This window comes from Victivallis sp. (assembly GCF_048170485.1).
Lineage (GTDB): Bacteria > Verrucomicrobiota > Lentisphaeria > Victivallales > Victivallaceae > Victivallis.
In genome coordinates this window covers 1-17,999 of sequence record NZ_DBEXAY010000164.1, presented here as the reverse complement: position 1 = coordinate 17,999, position 17,999 = coordinate 1, and the positions used below count along the sequence as shown (strand labels likewise).

Sequence of the window (17,999 nt, the reverse complement as noted above, 5' to 3'; positions counted from 1 at the left end):
CAACTGCGCGGCAGCCTGGGGGATGAGCTGAATGTGATATTTGCTGCGGCCGGATTCAATAACCGGAAAATGATGCGGGCATTCGCCCTGTTTTTGTACCGATTTTTCAAGCTTGCCTTGATTCAATTGGGAGACCAATTGAATCAAGGCGGTTCAAAAAGGTTTGGAAAAGGAAGAGCGCGAGAAGGAAAGAACTTTTCCTCAAAAGGTTTTTCCTTCTCGCATCTGGCTTTTGCATAATCGACGGACAAAAAAGAACGGGAACCCGAGTTTGAGCTCAGATTCCCGAAATTTCGGCATAAAAATGGTCGGGATAGAGAGATTTGAACTCTCGACCTTTTGACCCCCAGTCAAACGCGCTAGACCAGGCTGCGCTATATCCCGACTTCAGTCACTCAAGCAACTGCATCATTTAATATACATGAATTTAAGGCGAATACAAGCAACGCTTCGCAGAAAAAACATTTTTTTCGCAGTTAATCTTCCCCGCGACGGTAGTTGATCGCTTCAAAAATGTGCTCCTCCTGAAGCGAGGCACTGCCCGCCAGGTCCGCAATCGTCCGCGCCACTTTCAAAATCCGGTCGTACGCGCGGGGACTTAACTTGAACCGCGCAATCGCCTGACGCATCAGCATCTGTCCCCCCGACGACAGCCGGCAGAACTCCTGCAGATCCCGACTGGTCAATTGCGCATTGCAGTAAAGTTTGCGCCGGCCCAGCCGCTCCTCCTGAAGACGGCGCGCCGCAATCACCCGTTCCCGGATTACCGCGCTCGATTCCCCGTCCGGCGCCGCCAGCAGTTCCGCTTCCGAAAGCTGGCGCACCTCCACCTGCAGATCGATCCGATCCAGCAGCGGCCCCGAAATTTTCTTGCGGTAACGCCGCTTCTCCTCCGGGCGGCAGGTACAGCCAAGCTCGTACTCTCCGCGCCCGCACGGACACGGATTCATCGCCGCGCAAAGGATGAACCGCGCCGGAAACGTACAGTTCCCCGAGGCCCGGCTCACCGTGATCCAGCCGTTTTCCAGCGGCTGTCGCAACACCTCCAGCACATTGCGCTTGAACTCCGGCAGCTCGTCGAGAAACAGCACGCCGTTGTGCGCCAGACTGATCTCCCCCGGATGCGGATCGCGCCCGCCGCCAATCAGCCCCACATCGCTGATCGTATGGTGCGGTGCCCGGAACGGACGTCGGTTCAGTAACGGCTGCCCCGAACTTAACAGGCCGAGCACGCTGTGAATCCGGCTGGTCTCCAGCGTCTCCGCCCGGTTCATCGGCGGCAGGATTCCCGGCAGGCGCATTGCCAGCATCGATTTGCCGGTGCCCGGCGGCCCGATCATCAGACAGTTATGTCCGCCCGCGGCGGCGATTTCCAGCGCCCGCCGCGCCATCTTCTGCCCTTTCACATCGGCGAAGTCAGGAATGTTCTCCTGCAATCCGGCCTGGTACTCCGCGATGCTCGCGCGACAGGGCTGACCGTACCCCCGGCTGATCTGGTCGATCGCATCGCGCAGATTTGCCACCGGGTACACCGGCAGACTCTCCCCTGCCCCCAGCGCCGCCTCCTCCGCGTTGGCCGCCGGAACCAGCAGAGCCTCAAGGCCGCCGTTCTCCGCCAGCCGCGCCGCAATGGGCAGCGCGCCGCGCACCGGCCGGACCGTGCCGTCGAGCGCCAGCTCCCCCAGCACCGCCGCCACGGCCAGCGGCTCTTTCGGAATGCTTCCGGAAGCGGCGAGCATGCCGAGTGCGATTCCCAGATCGAACGCCGCCCCCTCCTTGCGCAGATCTGCGGGCGCGAGGTTGACCACCGTCGAACCGCGGGGCGGCACCATTCCGCTGCTCAAAATCGCCGAACGGACCCGGTCCCGGCTCTCCTTGACCGCCGCATCCGGCAGACCGACAATCGAAACCATACTCTCCGGCACATTCGCCCCGGCTCCGGTCACATTCACTTCAATCTCAACCGGATAAGCATCAATGCCGATCACCGCGGCGGAAAAGGTTTTTGCCAGCATGTTCGCCCTCCCCTCAAACCAGAGCTGTCACCTGTTGAAAATTCTGAAGTTCCGGCCGCCCGAAACGGTCAAAACCCCACTCTTCCGGGCGGAACTCCAGACCGTACGCCGCCAGCCGCTCCGGCCAGTCACCGACGGGAACCGGAGCAGAACTGCCGGCCGGACGTGCCTCCCGGTACAGCAGATTCTCCGCACGGTCCAGCAGAACCACCCGCCGATGCGGAATGCACGCCAGTTGAAGAAAGAAATGGGCGAGCAGAAGCCGTTCCAACTCGCCGGAATCCCCCGCAACCGGTTCTGCGGTCGAAACGTCGCTGACCTCCCCCGCCGGATCGACCACACGAAGCAGTGATTCCTCCGCACGGGTGAATTTCGGATATCCGGCCAGAATCTGCCGCCGCCGCTTCGGCCACTCGTGAAAGAGATGGCGCGCTTCGCGATGCAACATCTTGCGGTAGAAAGATTCCGGCGCAGACACCCCCTCGATGGCGAGCAGACGCAACAGATGGGCGCGATCGAATGCTTCGCGCAGTTCCATGAGAATCCGCTCCATCCGGTAGTATCGGAAATGATCGAACATGGTGGCACGCCGCACGCCGTAGACATCGACCAGCGCAAATTGGTTCCGCTCCGGCAGATAGAGCACGTTGCCGCAGTGAAAGTCCGGATGGAACAGGCCGGAACCGATGATCTGCCGTGCAAACTCGGCAAGCGCTTCGGCAAACACCTCCGCCGGAACACCGTTCCGCAGGCATTGGCGGAAAAAATAGGTTCCCGCCTGCTCCGCATCCGGCAGCGCGCGGGTAATCAGAAGTTCCCCCTGCGAAGAGCGCCCCCAAGCTAAGTGCTCCACCATCGGGATATGCCGGGCGGCGAGCAGTGCGGCGCTGCGCCACTCCCGCGCCAGCCGGTTCCCCGGGCGGCAATCGAACTTCAAATAGAACTCTTTCGTGCGGAATACCTTCCGCACCGGATTGGCTTTGACCGGAGTTGCCGTTTTCAGCAGAAGCTCCGGATGTGTCCCCAGTTCGGCGGCGGTCGCCGCCGTAGCGAACTCCCACGTCCAGTCTGCGGGTTCAGGCATGGCAGAGCTCTCCGAGCAGAAAATCGCTTCCGCCGAAACGGCGCACCTGAAGCGACGTCACTCCGGATGAAGAGAGAAAATTCCCGACCGCCCCCGGAGTATCCGGAATCTCCCAGATCAGCCGGGCTCCCGCAAACGCTTCCGTAAAGCGTGCATCCGCGGTGAGCTGCCGGAAAAATTCCACCGACTCCGCATAAGGAGGATCCGCAAAGATGAAATCCGGTGCAGGCACAATCCGGCGCACCCAGACCGCGGTGTCGAGCACCGAAGCGCGGAGCAGTTCGATCGGCGCCTCCACTCCGGCGCGGCGGACCTTGCGAATGTTCTCCTCAATGACCGCCGCATGGCGCGGATTGGATTCCACCAGCCACAAGGCAGCCGCCCCCCGGCTGGCCGCTTCCAGCGCCAGAGCGCCGGAGCCGGCGAAGAGATCGAGCACACAACTCCCCGGCAACGCCCCGCCGATGCTGTCGAACAGCGCCTTGCGGGAGCGTCCGGCCGTCGGCCGCACTCCCATGCCCGGCGGAACGTTCAGCTCGATGCTGCGTGCTTTGCCGGCAATGATCTGCATGACGAAACTCCTGGTTCTGGTGCGAATCCAGGGAACACTCCGCCCGAGATGCGGTTCCGGCCAAGCGGAACCGCACGTTCCGGCGGATTATTCCCACTCGATGGTGCCCGGCGGTTTGCTGGTAATATCGTAGACGACGCGGTTGACGCCGTTGACCTCATTGATGATGCGGGTGGAGATCCTGCCGAGCAGATCATAAGGAAGCTGGACCCAGTCGGCGGTCATACCATCGGTACTCTCCACCGCGCGCAATGCGATGACATGGTCGTAGGTCCGTTCGTCCCCCATCACGCCGACGCTGCGGATCGGCAGAAAGACCGCGAAAGTCTGCCAGATGCGGTAATACAACCCCGCCTTCTTGATCTCGTCCACGACAATCTCGTCGGCGTCCCGCAGAATGTCCAGCGTCCGGCGGGTGACCGCCCCTACGTGACGCACCGCAAGACCGGGGCCGGGGAACGGCTGGCGCATGACGACATCTTCCGGAAGTCCGAGCTGGCGGCCGACCTCGCGCACCTCGTCCTTGAAAAGGCGGCTGAGCGGCTCGAGCAGTTTGAACTTCATCTCTTTGGGCAGGCCGCCCACATTGTGATGGCTCTTGATCATCGCCGCCGGGTTTCCGTCGATCGGAACGCTCTCGATCACATCCGGATAGGTGGTTCCCTGCGCAAGAAATTCCGCATTTTCAATCTTCGCGGAAGCGTCGTCGAACACCTTGACAAACTCGTTGCCGATGATCTTGCGCTTCTTCTCCGGCTCATCCACTCCGGCGAGCTTGTCGAGGAAGCGGTCGGTGGCGTCGATGTAGATCAGTTTCATGGCGAAGTTGCGGCCGAAAAGATCCTGCACCCGCTCCGCCTCGCTTTTGCGGAGCAGCCCGTTGTTGACGAAAATGCAGTTGAGCTGACGGCCGATCGCCTTGTGGATCAGCGCCGCGGCAACTGAGGAGTCGACGCCGCCGGAGAGGCCGAGGATCACGTTGGAGCTGCCGACCTTCGCCCGGATCTCCCGCACCGACTGTTCGATGAAGGACTCCATCGTCCAGTCGCCGGAGCAACCGCAGATGTTCCGGCAGAAGTTGCGCAGAATCGTACTGCCCTGCGGGGTGTGGACCACCTCCGGGTGGAACTGAATGCCGTAGAGACTGCGGCCGCCCATGCGGACCGCGCAATATTCGGTGTTGCCGCTGGAACCGAGAATTTCAAAGCCCCCTTCCGGCATGCGGGTCACCTTGTCGCCGTGCGACATCCAGACCTGAATCTCGCCGGAAAGTCCCTGAAAAAGATCGCTTTCTCCGGCGATCTTCAACATGGCCTTGCCGTACTCGCGAGCCTTGCCGCGGGTAATCTCGCCCCCGAGGGTGTGGATCATCAGCTGAAGACCGTAGCAGATGCCGAGAACCGGAATTCCCAGCTCAAAAATGGCCGGATCACATTTCGGAGCGTGTTCGGCATAGACACTCGACGGTCCGCCGGAGAGGATGATCCCCCGCGGATTCTCCTCGCGGATTTTCGCCGCAGGAGTGGAATAAGGCATGATTTTGCTGTAGACGTGACACTCCCGGATACGCCGGGCGATCAGCTGGCTGTATTGTGACCCGAAGTCCAATACAACAATGGTTTCACTCATTTGACGCTCTTGGTGAATGGTTGAAATGCTGTCATCTCTTAATATAGCACGGAATCGGAGAGTTTTAAAGTCGCGGATTTTATCGAAGTTTGTTTTTTTGGTGAAAACAGCCCGTTTCCCCGGCAAGGGGACCACCACCGGCCCTCCAGCAAACACTCACCTCTGCGGCGCCGTCAACCGTTCCAGCTCCATCAGATTGGCAAGCGCCTCCTCCCGGCAGGAACCGCACATATCCGGAGACGGCTGCAGAGAACTGCACACCGCCGGCCGTTCCGGCGCTCCGAAAATCCGGCAGCGGAACTCCGAATCCAGATTCACACACGGAACCCCGGCCGGTTTCCCCGCCGGCATCCCCGGAATCGGTGACGAAATCGAAGGGGCAATGCAGCAGGCGCCGCACCCGGGACGACAGATTGAACCCATTTTCACAGCGTCTCTCCGCGAATGAATTCCGACAGCCGGGGCGCCGGCAAAGAGCACAGCCCCCCGGCGCCCCGCCGCTGCGCGCCTTCAGCCGAGGAAATCCCGGATGAACTGGTTCATCTTCTCCTTGGTGACGCAACCGGTATGAAGCACCGGAAGATCCTTCAGACCGGCCAGCGGTTTCGGCACCGGAATCCCGCTCACCTCGGCAAGTTTCGCCACCATGCCGAACTCATCGGCGGGCAGTTTGCCCGACTGAATCGCCGGCAGCACCGCCGCCGCAAATTTGAACGGCGAAGCGGTGGAGGCCAGAACGCACGGGGTGTCGTCGCCGGTTTCGCGCCGGTACTGTTCATACACATTGAGCGCCACCGCGGTATGCGGGTCGCAAAGATAGCGATGGTTCCGGAAGGTCGCGCCGATGGTTTCGGCGGTGCCCGCATCATCGCAGAAGCCGCCGTAGAACTCCGCCTGAAGTTTTTCGCGCACCTCCGGCGCAATGGAATAGCGGCCCGTCCGCGCGAGCTGCTCCATCAATCCGGCGACGGCGGCAGTATCGCCGTTGTACAGCAATGAGAGCATCCGCTCCAGATTGGAAGAGATGAGAATATCCATCGACGGGCTGGTTGTTGTATAGAACGGGCGGTTGCGGTCGTAGACGCCGGTGCGGATGAAATCGGTCAGCACGTTGTTCCGGTTGGAAGCGCAGATCAGCCGGGCGATGGGAATCCCCATTTCACGGGCGTAGACGGCGGCGAGAATGTTGCCGAAGTTCCCGGTGGGAACCGCGACGTTGAACGACTCGCCCCGGCGAAGTCTGCCCAGCCGGATCAGATCACAATAGGCCGAAACATAGTAGACAATCTGCGGCACCAGTCGCCCGAAGTTGATCGAATTCGCCGAAGAAAACTCCATATTGCGCGCATTCAGATACTCCTTCATCTCCCGGTCGGCGAAGATCTTCTTGACGCCGTTCTGAGCGTCGTCGAAATTGCCTTCAATCGCACAGACCGCGACATTGTCGCCCTTCTGCGTGACCATCTGAAGTTTCTGCATGGCGCTCACGCCGTTCTGCGGATAGAAGACGATGATTCTGGTGCCGGGCACGTCGGCGAAACCGTCGAGAGCCGCCTTGCCGGTATCGCCGGAGGTCGCGGTGAGAATGACCATGGTGCGCCCCGGAGCGGCTTTCCGGGCGGAGATCGTCAGCAAATGCGGCAGAAGCTGCAACGCCATATCCTTGAACGCGCAGGTCGGCCCGTGCCACAGTTCGAGAATGTTGAGTCCGGGAGCAAGCTCGACCAGCGGCGCCGGATTTTCCTGGTCGAACGTGCCGGTATAGGCAGCGTCGACGCTGCGGGCGATTTCGTCGGCGGAGAAATCGGTCAGGTAGAGGGCGAGCACTTCGCGGGCGCGCGCCTTGTAGTCCATTCCGACCATCCGGTCGATCTGCTCTGCGGAAATTTTCGGGAATTCACATGGGATAAAGAGTCCGCCATCCTCGGCGAGTCCTCGGGCGATCGCCTGAGCGGAGGTGACGTCTTGCCGGCTTCTGGTGCTGGTGAAATGCATGATGCGATGCTCCATCCGTTCCTCTAAAGGGGTTATCGATTCATCGTTCACATAATGTACACCGCCACGCCGTTTTTTTCCACCTGCGCAGAAGGAGAAGCCTCCGAAGCCCACCATCCCGGCACGGCACATTACACCGGGAAAGATTTTCCGTCAGACAAACCTGCCCGGGATGGCGTCCGCCTCCCCTGCCCCGGAGCAGAAGAAACTTTACGTTTCGCCCCCATAGTTGGACGATTTTTTATGGCAAAATTGGGGTAAAGGCCTTTGAATTATGATATCTCACGGCTTGCCGATTGAAAGTTATCCAATAAGCTTCTTCGAAAGTCCGCTATTGCTTTCTTCCTATGCGTTGCGCTTCTCCCCCCGCTTGGACAACATTTTATTGAAAGATTGGTGTAACAGCCTTCTTTGAGTTACTATATCCCATTGCTTGCCGATTACAAGGACTCAAAGATAAACGGCAAGAGGTCGGCAGTTTGTCAAATGGGGGAACGACCATTGTCCGGAAATTTCGGAAAAATCGAAAAAACGGCCATTTTCTCCAGAGTTTAACCTTGAAAATGGTAGGGTTGTTACAACTAAAACTTCCGACCTCTACCCCCGCAGGCTTTTTGATTAATGGCTTGATAATGAATCTATTACAATATATTTTTCCGCAAGCGGAGAATCTCGTTTTTCAATTCCCAAAATCAAGAGGTCGGATTTTTCTGTGTGTTTCCCCGACTTTTGCTTCTCCAATCGAAAAGCCTGCGACCTCTGCTCTCCGGAGAATTTGTCGGGAGATCATCGAAAACACAGAGGGGAATGCGAAAACAGTGGATTCTCTCCGGCGCTGCAAATGGACCAATTCCACCTCAAAATCAGCCCCAAAAACGAAAAAGCCGACCAGAGGTCCGGTCGGCGGAGAATTTTCAAAATGGTCGGGGCGGCGGGGGTCGAACCCGCGACTTTCTGCTCCCAAAGCAGACGCGCTAGCCACTGCGCTACGCCCCGTGTGCGAATTGCTTAAAATAACTCACCCTCGGCCGATATTCAAGCCCGTTGATGATTATTCTCCGGTTTCCGGATTGATCTTCCGGACATATTCCAGTTTTTCCCGGTCTATCGCGATCTTTACACCGGGTTCCGGTCCGAAAAGAATCCCCTTCGCACTCTCCTCGTACAGCGCCCCGAGCTCCACCGTTCCAGTCTTGTAACGGATTTCACAGTTTGCAATCCATACGTCAATCGCTTTCGGACGGCACACCTTGCCCTTCTCCAGACGCACCGTTATCGTGCGGCTTTCCGGATTGGACCGCGGATGCGATACCGTCACCTCGTGGAAGCCCGGCGACAGCTCACGCACCACAATCGGCACTGTCCCCGTCGCACTCACCCCGTCCGACTCCGTGTGCCCTACAATCCGGCCATCCACCGATACCGTCACCCCCGCCGGACGCACCGTCAACTCCAGAATTCCGGTGCTCTTGAGCAGTTTGAACGCCAGCTCATCCTGAAAGCCGGAGACGATTTCCACCGTCTTCTCCATCGGCTCATATCCCGCCTTGACCACGCGAACCGTGTAGACCGCCGGAGAGAGATCCCCGAGCGTGCACGGCGTGATTCCACGCTTGGTCTCGTTCACGAAAACCTCCGCCCCCGCCGGATCCGACTCCACCTTGACGCCACCCGGCCGCGCACTGAGCACGAACTCCCGCACCAGCCGCTGGCCGCGGCTCAAGGTTACCGTCTGCTCCAGCGGCACGTATCCGTTCCGCTCCAGACGGATCAGGTACTTCCCTTCGTTCAGCTCCCCCTTGTAGGGCGTGACGCCCACCACCCGGCCGGCAATCGACAGCTGCGCCCCCTGCGGACGGCTGTTGAATGCGACGGTTCCGACATTTTCATCCAGATCGATCAGGATCTGTTTCGGCCGCTCATCTTCCACACTCCACTCCACCGTCCGCCGGGCATAGCCGGGCATGCGGAGATAGCCGGAATAGCTCCCCATGTGCACCTCTTCGAGCACCAGCGGCGTCGCACCGACCACCTGCCCGTTGACCACCAGTTCCGCCCCGACCGGCCGGGTGTTGATCAGAACGGAGGCCGTCACCGGCGCCAGATCCAGTTCAATCCGCTTGAACTCGCCCGCCTCAAGCTCCACCTTTTCCCACTGCTCCCGGCAACCCGGCGCGGAATACTTGAAAATATAGACGCCCGGTTTTACCTGCAACTGAAACGGCGGTTTGCTGAATACCTGACTGCCGGATGAAATCCGCAATCCGGGCGGCCCCACAATCCGCAGCCGCGCCACCGGCTGCGCCTTCGGACGAAACGCCCCCGACAGAAAACCGATGACTCCCGCGCCCAGCAGCACCAGCAGAATCACCAGACCTACGACGGCAGTTCTGGAAATCTTTTTCATCGCTTCATCTTCCCGAGATAATTGTCCAGCTTGAACAGACGCTGACGGGCGATGTCAAACTCGGGCGACTCCTGGTCGGCCAGCTCCATCACCTCGATAAAAACCTGGCGCATCCGCTGAAAATCCCGGATGCCGCCAAGCCGAACCCGCTCATACTCCAGATTGTCCAGCTTGCGTTTGCGCAACGCCTCCGCCTCCTCCAGCCGCCGCCGGGCACGATCCCACAGGGGCGGATGCGGCGAGAACTGTTCCAGATAGTTCACCACCTGCCGGTAGCGGTCGATCGCATCGCGCAGATTGGTCGGGCGCGCCTCACGGTTGGAAAAGAGATCCTCCGCCTTGGCGAAGCTGGCCGCCGCCTGATTGCGCAGTTCCTCCGGCGTAAGCGAGATCGTCTGCAATCCGTAGCTCTCCGCAAAATCATCAATCGCCTGTTCGACCGCCTCAAACTCCGTCGGCACATAGCGCCCCGCCAGGCGGAACTCCAGAAGATCCGGCTTCTCCGCAATCACCAGATGCCGGGAGATCAGCTCCTTCGTCCGCGGCGCCGAAGGCGGAACCATCGCCCGGATTCCCGAAGAGCGAATCCGGCTGCGCAGAATCGATACCGCGCCGGAATTGAGTTTCTCAAACGTTCTGCGATAGTGGCGCTGCGATTTGAGATCGTCGAGCGTGAAGGTCACCTTTTCCCCTTCCAGCAGCATCGCAAAGCGGAACACGTTGTCAGGCGCTTTGATCTCCTTCTCAAAGAAGACGGTAAGCGGCGGCTCCGCCGCCTTCGCCACCGGCCGCGTCTGCCCCGGCTCCATCCAGCGCAGCACGCTGGTGATCACCACGACGGCGACCACGCCGATCACCGTGTAAAAGGTCAGGTTGGAAATCCGGCGGCGCGCCGGTGCGGCGGCAGGCGCCTCCGGTTCCGTTTTCGTTCCCGCTTCCGCGCTCCCCGCAGTCTGAGCCGCGCGCCGGGTCCGGTCGAACAATCCCCCGGCCCGCCCGACCAGCAGAGCGGCGAGATCCGGCTTGTTCCCGGAGCCACTTTCACCGCCCGGCTCTTCCGAAGTCCGGGGTTCCGGCGACGCGGCAGCGGAAGACGCTCCGGCGGAAGCTGCACCATGCTCCTCCACCGCGGTTCCGGGTGCCGCCGCCGGCTCCAGCCCGCGCTCCCCTTCCCCCCGGAAGGGAGAAAACGAGGGAATCGGATTGAATATCACCTTCGGCGGTTCCGCGTTGAGCCCGGTCACCCGGATCATCTGATCGCCGATCTCAATGAGGTCGCCTTCGGCAAGCTCCCGTTCCCCGCCGATGCGCACCCGGTTGAGCTTCACCCCGTTGGTGCTGCCCTGATCGCAAATCGTCCAGACTCCGGATTCATTCTGCTTGAGCCGGGCATGATAGCGGGAGACCGCCTCGGTCGGAATCCGCAGAATATTGCCGTCATCCCGGCCAATGGTGATCTCCGGCAGGGCGAACTCCACTTCATCGCCGCTTCGCACACCGTTGACAAAAAATATCTTCATCCATCCCCCCGCAGGACCTGTCCCGGCCGGCGTCACTCCGCGCCGTTGGAACAGGGTGAAATTTCTGCTTTTAACATACTCTTCTCCTGGAGTTTTTCAATCGCTCCGCCATCCAAAGTGGAATTTAAATTCAACCGGTCCCCCACCCGGGTCCGGGTGGCGACGATCACTCCGGCCGGCAGCTCCACCACCGTCACCGCCCGGCGGCAGGCGACGGGCCAGCGCCACGGGCGGAAATCGCTCCGCACCGCCACCACGCGCCGGTCGGCATCCAGGAAAATCAGATCCAGCGGAATCGACATCCAGCAGCTGTGCACCGAGCCGCACCGCTCGAACACCATCGCGTCGAACTCCCCCGTGACAAAACGGCGCCCGATCATGCCGCGCAGCCGGTCAAACCAGCTCACCGCCCAGCGGGGATGCCGGGCAAGATATTTCCGTCGGTTGATATTGTAAATCATCGCGCCCCGTCACCTCATCTCGCAAAAAGTCTCATCACTTGATTGACCAGCGGGCCGAGCAGCATGATGAACACCGCCGGAAGAATGAACAGCACGATCGGAATAATGATCTTCACCGACGCTTCGTTGGCCCGCTTCTCCGCCAGCATGAACCGTTTGCCGCGCTGAACATCGCCCTGAATGCGGAGCAGCTGGGCGATGCTCACCCCGAGCTCCTCCGCCTGAATGATCGCATTGACCGTCGCGGTCAGGTCCGGCTGCCGCACCCGCTGGGCGAGGTCGCGCAATGCCTCGGTGCGCTTGCGCCCGAGCTGAATCTCCTGAAACGCCCGGGTCAGCTCCTCGCCGAGTTCATCCGGCTTGCGGCGGGCCAGAATGTCGCGCAACGCCGACATGAGATCCCGCCCCGACTCCACCGAAAGCGTCAGCAGATCGAGCACGTTGGGCAGCGCCTTCATGATCGCCAGATGCCGCCGCCGGATCGCCGCATTGAGCATCATCCCGGGATAGACCGCGAACAATCCGGCCAGAACCGTGCAGAGAAGGATATGACCCGAACAGGCCCCCAGCACCAGCCAGAGAAATCCGCCCCCCCAGAAGAGCAGTTTGAAACCGACGAAATCCTCCGGGCTGAACAGCTCTCCGTACCCCGCCATCCACAACCGCGGCGCCAGAATGTCGCGCCAGCCGGCAAAGAGCGGCGCCGACGCCGCCCGGCGCGTGAGCGGCAGAAACGGCACCGCCAGCCGCAACAGCAACGGCACGTACCGGGGAAAGGCGTCGCTCCGGCGCAGCTCCACCCCGGCCAGCGCCCGGCAGCAGAACAGCATCAGACATCCGGCGGCAATTCCGGCACACCCGGCGGCGATGAAATCGATCAGACTGCCCATTCCGCCCTCCTCATACCTCGATCGAAACAATTTTACGGATCATCCAGTAACCGGCGATGTCGAGCAGCACCATCAGGATGATCCCGATGATCCCGAGCGGACTGTGCAGAAACGAACGCATCATCACCGGGTTGATGTGGTACATCCCGAGGAAGAGCGCCGGCGGCATCAACCCGATCAGCAGCGCCTGCATCCGCCCCATCGCCGTCAGCGCCCGCACCTTGTTCGAAATGCGGACCCGTTCCCGGATCAGCGATGCCACCCGTTCCAGCGTGGCGGTGAGTTCGCCGCCGGTCTGGCGCGCCGTGAGGATGGCGGTCGCCACCAGCGCAAAATCATCCGACTCCAGCCGGCGGTTCATATTCTCCAGCGCCTGCTCCAGCGGCACGCCGAGCCGGATCTCCTGCGTCAGCAGCCGGAACTCCACCGACACCGGCCGGATGTCCAGCTCCGCCACCTCTTCGAGCGCCTGGTTGATGCTGAATCCCGCCTTCAGTGAACTGGAAATCATTCCGAGCGCGTCCTCCAGCTGGATGTTGAAGCGGTCCAGCCGGCGGCGCTTCAGAAAACGGAGCACCAGAAGCGGCACCGGGAAGAGCGCCAGCGCCACCGCCGCGCCGATCAGCAGCCCCCACTGCCACGGCGTATCCTCCAGCCCGGCGGCGAAGAGCAGCACCACCGCACAGCCGCCGGCCGCACTCAGCGCCAGCCCGAGATCGAACACCCGCCCGGGCGGCATCTGGATGAGCACATCATCGAGACCGGTCGTCGCCTCGCGCAGGTAGCGCTCCCGATAGCGGCCGGCGATGTACAGCCCGGAGTCAATCAGCACCAGCGCCGCGCAGAGCACGCAGAAAAATGCGCAGATGCCCGGCCAGAAAGAACTGTTGAGAACGAACTCCACCTCGCTCACCTCTCCTTCCGGTTGAACATGCGGATATCCAGGTCGAGCTTCGCGCGCGAAATCTCCTCCAGAAACGTCGGCACCCCGCCGGTCGGCTCAAACACGCCGATCATCCGGTTCTCGGCATCGTAGCCGGTCTGCCGGAATACGAAGAGATCCTGCATCGTGATGACATCCCCCTCCATCTTGGTGATCTCGCTCACGTTGACGATCTTCCGGCTGCCGTCCCGCTCGCGGCTGATCTGCACAACGATGTGGATCGCCGAAGCGATCTGCTCGCGAATCGCCCGGAGCGGCAGGTCGAAGCCGGCCATCAGCACCAGCGTCTCCAGGCGCGAAAGCGCATCCCGCGGACTGTTCGCGTGGATCGTGGTCAGACTGCCGTCGTGGCCGGTGTTCATCGCCTGAAGCATGTCCAGCGCCTCGCCGCCGCGGCATTCGCCGACCACAATCCGGTCCGGACGCATCCGCAGTGCGTTGCGCACCAGGTCGCGAATCGTCACCGCCCCCTTCCCCTCCACATTCGGCGGCCGCGACTCCAGCCGCACCAGATGCTCCTGATGCAGTTGCAGTTCGGCGGCGTCCTCGATCGTGACAATCCGCTCGCGGTTCGGCAGAAAGGAGCTCAGCACATTGAGCAGGGTCGTCTTGCCCGACCCGGTGCCGCCGGAGATCAGAATATTCTTGCGCACCGCCACGCAGACGGCCAGAAACCGGATGATGTCCGGGGAGACCGAACCGAACCGGATGAGATCGGCGGCGGTGAACGGCTTCTTCGAAAATTTCCGGATCGTCACCGTCGGCCCGGTGAGCGACAGCGGCGGTATGATCGCATTGACCCGCGACCCGTCCGGCAGACGGGCATCCACCATCGGCGAACTTTCGTCAATCCGCCGCCCCAGCGGGGAGACAATCCGCTCAATCGCGGCAAGCACCTGGTTGTTGTCGGCAAACGCGGTGTCGGTCCGGTAGAGGACGCCGCCGCGTTCGACGTAGACCTGATCGGGGCCGTTGACCATGATCTCGGTAATATCGTCGCGCTCGAGCAGATATTCGAGCGGTCCGAGGCCGATCGCCTCCTGGATCAGCTCCTTCTCCAGCACCGCAAGCGGCAGTTCCGGCGGCAGCGGCACGGTAAGTTGCGAAAGAATCTCCCGGATCATCGCCCCCGCCTGGCGCGTCAGCTCCTCCTGCGATACGCCGGAAACCGCCAGTTTCTTGAGGTTGAGCCGGGTCAGCAGTTCGCGGTGGGCCTGCCGCTTGATCTCCCGGATGGCAGCCCGGTAGCGCTCCGGCACGCCGGTGACCTTCAACAGCGGAATCGGCTCCTTTTCCCCCTCCCCCGGCAGAGAGAGCTTCTCTTCCGCCGCGGCTTCCCTTCCGGCAGGCGGCGGCGCCGGTTTCCGGTCTGCGGCGGTACGCACCAGAAGTTCCGCCCGCCCCACCCGGATCACCGTGCCGACGGGGACGTCGTAGGGTTCGTTGGGGTAAAAGCTCACCCCTTCACCGGAAAAAGTGCCGTTCCTGCTGCCGAGATCCATCACCGTCATCCGGTTGTCGTGCACGATCATCTGGGCGTGACGGCTGGAAACCTCCGGCCGGTTGATCCGGATGTGGCACTCCGGACCGGAGCCGATCAGGTACGCCCCGTTCTCCAGCTTCGCCACACCATCGGCGCTCCCCGGTTGATGAATGACGATCTCCAGCATTCCGGCCTCCCTACTGCAGTTTCCGGCGCTCCTCCCGGCGGCGGTTGTAGCCGGGTATCTCCTTCTCCAGCAGTTTGAAATTCACACTGCGCGATTCGATCGAGCGTTCAATGCGTTCATCTTCAAAGTTCCGCAGCGAGAGGGTCAGCCGCCCCTTCTGCGCGGCGAAGACGATCATCTCCACCTCCTCGGGGAAGAGCTGCAATGTCACGGTGCCGTAACTGCGCCCGGCCGCGGCCGGGTCGAACGCCGACGCCCCCCAGCGGTTCCCCACCGCCAGAACCTTCACATCCTGCAGAATGGTCAGCGTGACCGTATCCAGCGCGGCATCCCCTCGCACGTCGGGGAAACGGAAGGTGCCGATCACATCGACATTGTCGCCGGGCTGAATCAGATAGTTCACCGAGGAGATCGGGTCGACCGGGATCGAAACCGCCCGCCAGCCGGACTGAATCACACCGGTAAATCCCTGCCGGCGGCTCATCGGCTTGAGGTCAGTGCTCAGCAGAATCTGGTTGGCGCTCATCGAGGTCTCCAGCCGGCGGCCGATCACCCGGGAGACCTCACTCCACGGAATCTCCCGGCTGAAACCGCGCGCCTCCCGGCGGCGCTGCACCGGATGGCGGGCGACGTCCGTCTCGCGGATCTCCTCGTTCTCCACCATGTTGCGGGTGATCCGGATCAACACAACCGTTTCGGAATCCCCCAGAATCCGCCGTTTCTCCGCCTCCAGCTGGCGATAGGTCAGCACAAAAGCGAGCAGGCCGAAAACAACCGCCCCCAGCAACAACAACTTCTGCCGCATATTCTCTCCCGATTCGAGTCCGCCTGTCCTCTTCGCCAATATATACCCATCCGGACAAAAAGTCCAGAGCGGGGGATCGAGATCCCCCTGTTTTCACCATATCCAGGCAGTTACCGGCGATGCAGCAGCCTGGCCGCCGCCCGGATTCCCTCTCCGGCCCAGAAGATCAGCGAACAGCCCACCACGATCCACACCCAGTCGAGCCAGCCGAGCGGCGTCACCCGGAAGGCTTTGCCGCCGAAACTCACGATCACGATCTGGCCGACCAGAATGGCCCCGGCAATCGCGTAGAACATGCCGTTCCCGCGGAAACGGGCAAAGAATCCCTGCCCCGAACCATAGGCCCGCACGTTGAAGAGGTTCCAGAACTGAATCATCACGAAGACCGAGAAGAACAGTGTCTGCTCCCGCAGCACCAGAGCTCCCGTGTGCCCCTCCATCCGCAGCAGTGCCCAGAGGAAGAAGATCACCAGCACGATCCCGGTGCCGAAGATCCAGCGCGCCATCCCCGGCGTCACGATGAAATCACTGCTCCGCCGCGGCGGCCGGTCCATCACCGACGGGTCCGGCGGTTCCGTCGCCAGCGCCAGCGCCGCAAACGTATCCATAATCAGGTTGATCCACAGCATCTGAATCACCGTCAGCGGCAGTTCCACCCCGACGAAGGGACCGACCACCGCAATCGTCAGCGCCGTCACGTTGATCGTCAGCTGGAAGATGATGAAACGCTGAATGTTCGCGTACAGTGAACGCCCCCAGAGCACCGCGTTGACCACGCTGGCGAACGAATCATCCAGCAGAATGATCGCCGCCGCCTCTTTGGCGATCGCCGTCCCGGTCTTGCCCATCGCGATTCCGACGTCGGCGTTGTTCAAGGCCGGCGCGTCGTTGGTACCGTCGCCGGTGACCGCGACCACCTCGCCGGAACGCTTCAGCGAACGGACCAGCCGGAGCTTGTCCTCCGGCCGGGCGCGCGCCATGATCTTCAAACGCTGGCCCGCCGCAACGGCCTCCTCATCGCTGAGCGCCGCATATTCCCGCCCGGTGATGATCTCCCCGGGGGCGAAATCGCCCTCTCCGGCCAGCCCGATCTGACGGCCGATCTCCCGCGCCGTTTCCGGACTGTCGCCGGTCACCACCTTGACCCGGATTCCCGCACGGCGGCAGCACGCCACCGCCGGGGGCACCTCCGGGCGGACCGGGTCGGAAATCGCCGCAAATCCCATCCAGACAAGATCCTTCGCCTCTTCCGCAAGATCCGCGCCCTCCGCGAGCTCCGCCCGGCGGAAGCAGATCGCGAGCGTACGCATTCCGCGCGCCTGCCAGGAGCGCAGCTCCGCCTCCAGTTCGCGAATCCGCTCCGGCGTCAGCGGCTCCTCGCCGGAGGCGGTGAGCCGTGCGGAGCACCGTTTCATCAGAATTTCCGGCGCGCCCTTGACGTAGAGAATCATCCGATCCTCCACGGCGGAACGGCCGTAGGTCGCCATGAATTTGCGCTCGGTCGAAAAGGTCAGCTGCTCCTTGAGCTGGAACCGGGAACGCAGCTGCCGGAAATCCAGCCCCTTCCCGTTCAGATAGAGCAGCAGCGCCCCTTCGGTCGGATTGCCGACCGCTTCCGCCTCGCCATCCGGCCCGATCGACAGATTGCCGGTGGTGTTGACCGCAATGCTCTCTTCGAGCAGAGCGCCGCTTCCTTCCGGAAACGCGGCAAAGTGCATGCTGTCGACCCGCATCCGGTTCATCGTGAGCGTTCCGGTTTTGTCGGTGCAGATCACCGTCGCCGCCCCGATGGTCTCGCAGGCGTGCATCTTGCGCACCAGATTGTTTGACGCGGTCATCCGGCGCATGCTGTAGGCGAGGCTCAGCGTCACGCTCATCGCCAGCCCTTCCGGCACCGCCACGACGATCAACGTGACCGCAATCATGAAGAATCCGAGCAGTTTGGCCATCACGTCGCGGGCGATCATCGGCTCAGGCCAGCAACCGCCCAGCCAGATGCCGCCGAGACC

Annotated in this window: 14 protein-coding genes, 2 tRNA genes and 1 pseudogene; 1 reads left to right on the top strand and 16 read right to left on the bottom strand. The window is 61.7% G+C overall.

The features are described from left to right. Window positions 1–240: pseudogene (locus ACMLHG_RS08650) on the top strand (hypothetical protein); the annotation flags it as partial. Between the two features lie 65 nt (window positions 241–305). On the opposite strand, the gene ACMLHG_RS08645 reads toward ACMLHG_RS08650, so the two are convergent. The 16 genes from ACMLHG_RS08645 to ACMLHG_RS08570 form a co-directional block, all read right to left on the bottom strand. Then, window positions 306–384 (bottom strand) — tRNA-Pro (locus ACMLHG_RS08645). A gap of 92 nt (window positions 385–476) precedes the next feature. Further along, entirely contained in the window at window positions 477–2,015 is a 1,539-nt protein-coding gene (locus ACMLHG_RS08640; protein WP_417170237.1) for a YifB family Mg chelatase-like AAA ATPase, read from the bottom strand. Between the two features lie 13 nt (window positions 2,016–2,028). Then, the gene (locus ACMLHG_RS08635; RefSeq protein WP_417170236.1) at window positions 2,029–3,099 is read right to left on the bottom strand and encodes a hypothetical protein; all 1,071 of its coding nucleotides are present in this window, start codon (window positions 3,097–3,099) and stop codon (window positions 2,029–2,031) included. Further along, complete coding sequence (locus ACMLHG_RS08630; protein ID WP_417170235.1) at window positions 3,092–3,670, bottom strand: RsmD family RNA methyltransferase; 579 nt, start codon at window positions 3,668–3,670, stop codon at window positions 3,092–3,094. The genes ACMLHG_RS08635 and ACMLHG_RS08630 overlap by 8 nt, the downstream gene beginning before the upstream one ends. An 87-nt stretch (window positions 3,671–3,757) precedes the next feature. After that, the gene (gene guaA / locus ACMLHG_RS08625) at window positions 3,758–5,299 is read right to left on the bottom strand and encodes a glutamine-hydrolyzing GMP synthase (RefSeq protein WP_417170234.1); all 1,542 of its coding nucleotides are present in this window, start codon (window positions 5,297–5,299) and stop codon (window positions 3,758–3,760) included. Between the two features lie 156 nt (window positions 5,300–5,455). Beyond that, a complete protein-coding gene (locus ACMLHG_RS08620) occupies window positions 5,456–5,722 on the bottom strand; it encodes a YkgJ family cysteine cluster protein (RefSeq protein ID WP_295810664.1) in 267 nt (88 codons plus the stop codon). An 87-nt stretch (window positions 5,723–5,809) separates the two neighbouring features. Continuing rightward, a complete protein-coding gene (thrC, locus tag ACMLHG_RS08615; RefSeq protein WP_294437599.1) occupies window positions 5,810–7,294 on the bottom strand; it encodes a threonine synthase in 1,485 nt (494 codons plus the stop codon). Window positions 7,295–8,214: 920 nt separating this feature from the next. Beyond that, window positions 8,215–8,290: transfer RNA gene (locus ACMLHG_RS08610), tRNA-Pro, on the bottom strand. A 55-nt stretch (window positions 8,291–8,345) separates the two neighbouring features. Further along, window positions 8,346–9,701, bottom strand: coding sequence for a PEGA domain-containing protein (locus tag ACMLHG_RS08605; protein WP_417170233.1), 1,356 nt, complete (start codon window positions 9,699–9,701; stop codon window positions 8,346–8,348). After that, the gene (locus ACMLHG_RS08600) at window positions 9,698–11,221 is read right to left on the bottom strand and encodes an FHA domain-containing protein (RefSeq protein WP_417170232.1); all 1,524 of its coding nucleotides are present in this window, start codon (window positions 11,219–11,221) and stop codon (window positions 9,698–9,700) included. The genes ACMLHG_RS08605 and ACMLHG_RS08600 overlap by 4 nt, the downstream gene beginning before the upstream one ends. 32 nt (window positions 11,222–11,253) lie before the next feature. Then, window positions 11,254–11,682, bottom strand: coding sequence for a DUF192 domain-containing protein (locus ACMLHG_RS08595; protein WP_294433243.1), 429 nt, complete (start codon window positions 11,680–11,682; stop codon window positions 11,254–11,256). A gap of 14 nt (window positions 11,683–11,696) precedes the next feature. Further along, window positions 11,697–12,572: a type II secretion system F family protein gene (locus ACMLHG_RS08590; protein ID WP_417170231.1), complete on the bottom strand. Its 876-nt coding sequence runs from the start codon at window positions 12,570–12,572 to the stop codon at window positions 11,697–11,699. Between the two features lie 10 nt (window positions 12,573–12,582). Then, a complete protein-coding gene (locus ACMLHG_RS08585) occupies window positions 12,583–13,476 on the bottom strand; it encodes a type II secretion system F family protein (protein WP_295810651.1) in 894 nt (297 codons plus the stop codon). 5 nt (window positions 13,477–13,481) lie between these two features. Then, window positions 13,482–15,185 (bottom strand): ATPase, T2SS/T4P/T4SS family, encoded by a 1,704-nt coding sequence (locus tag ACMLHG_RS08580; RefSeq protein ID WP_417170230.1) that lies wholly within the window; start codon window positions 15,183–15,185, stop codon window positions 13,482–13,484. A 10-nt stretch (window positions 15,186–15,195) separates the two neighbouring features. Continuing rightward, complete coding sequence (gene cpaB / locus ACMLHG_RS08575; RefSeq protein WP_294433238.1) at window positions 15,196–15,990, bottom strand: Flp pilus assembly protein CpaB; 795 nt, start codon at window positions 15,988–15,990, stop codon at window positions 15,196–15,198. 110 nt (window positions 15,991–16,100) lie between these two features. Next, the coding region (locus ACMLHG_RS08570) for a calcium-translocating P-type ATPase, PMCA-type (protein WP_417170229.1) at window positions 16,101–17,999 on the bottom strand (1,899 nt) is incomplete at its 5' end.

Coding starts and splice junctions, on each gene's coding strand:
- ACMLHG_RS08640 (WP_417170237.1), bottom strand. CDS start 2,015: ATGCTGGCAAAAACCTTTTCCGCCGCGGTGATCGGCATTGATGCTTAT.
- ACMLHG_RS08635 (WP_417170236.1), bottom strand. CDS start 3,099: ATGCCTGAACCCGCAGACTGGACGTGGGAGTTCGCTACGGCGGCGACC.
- ACMLHG_RS08630 (WP_417170235.1), bottom strand. CDS start 3,670: ATGCAGATCATTGCCGGCAAAGCACGCAGCATCGAGCTGAACGTTCCG.
- guaA (WP_417170234.1), bottom strand. CDS start 5,299: ATGAGTGAAACCATTGTTGTATTGGACTTCGGGTCACAATACAGCCAG.
- ACMLHG_RS08620 (WP_295810664.1), bottom strand. CDS start 5,722: ATGGGTTCAATCTGTCGTCCCGGGTGCGGCGCCTGCTGCATTGCCCCT.
- thrC (WP_294437599.1), bottom strand. CDS start 7,294: ATGCATTTCACCAGCACCAGAAGCCGGCAAGACGTCACCTCCGCTCAG.
- ACMLHG_RS08605 (WP_417170233.1), bottom strand. CDS start 9,701: ATGAAAAAGATTTCCAGAACTGCCGTCGTAGGTCTGGTGATTCTGCTG.
- ACMLHG_RS08600 (WP_417170232.1), bottom strand. CDS start 11,221: ATGAAGATATTTTTTGTCAACGGTGTGCGAAGCGGCGATGAAGTGGAG.
- ACMLHG_RS08595 (WP_294433243.1), bottom strand. CDS start 11,682: ATGATTTACAATATCAACCGACGGAAATATCTTGCCCGGCATCCCCGC.
- ACMLHG_RS08590 (WP_417170231.1), bottom strand. CDS start 12,572: ATGGGCAGTCTGATCGATTTCATCGCCGCCGGGTGTGCCGGAATTGCC.
- ACMLHG_RS08580 (WP_417170230.1), bottom strand. CDS start 15,185: ATGCTGGAGATCGTCATTCATCAACCGGGGAGCGCCGATGGTGTGGCG.
- cpaB (WP_294433238.1), bottom strand. CDS start 15,990: ATGCGGCAGAAGTTGTTGTTGCTGGGGGCGGTTGTTTTCGGCCTGCTC.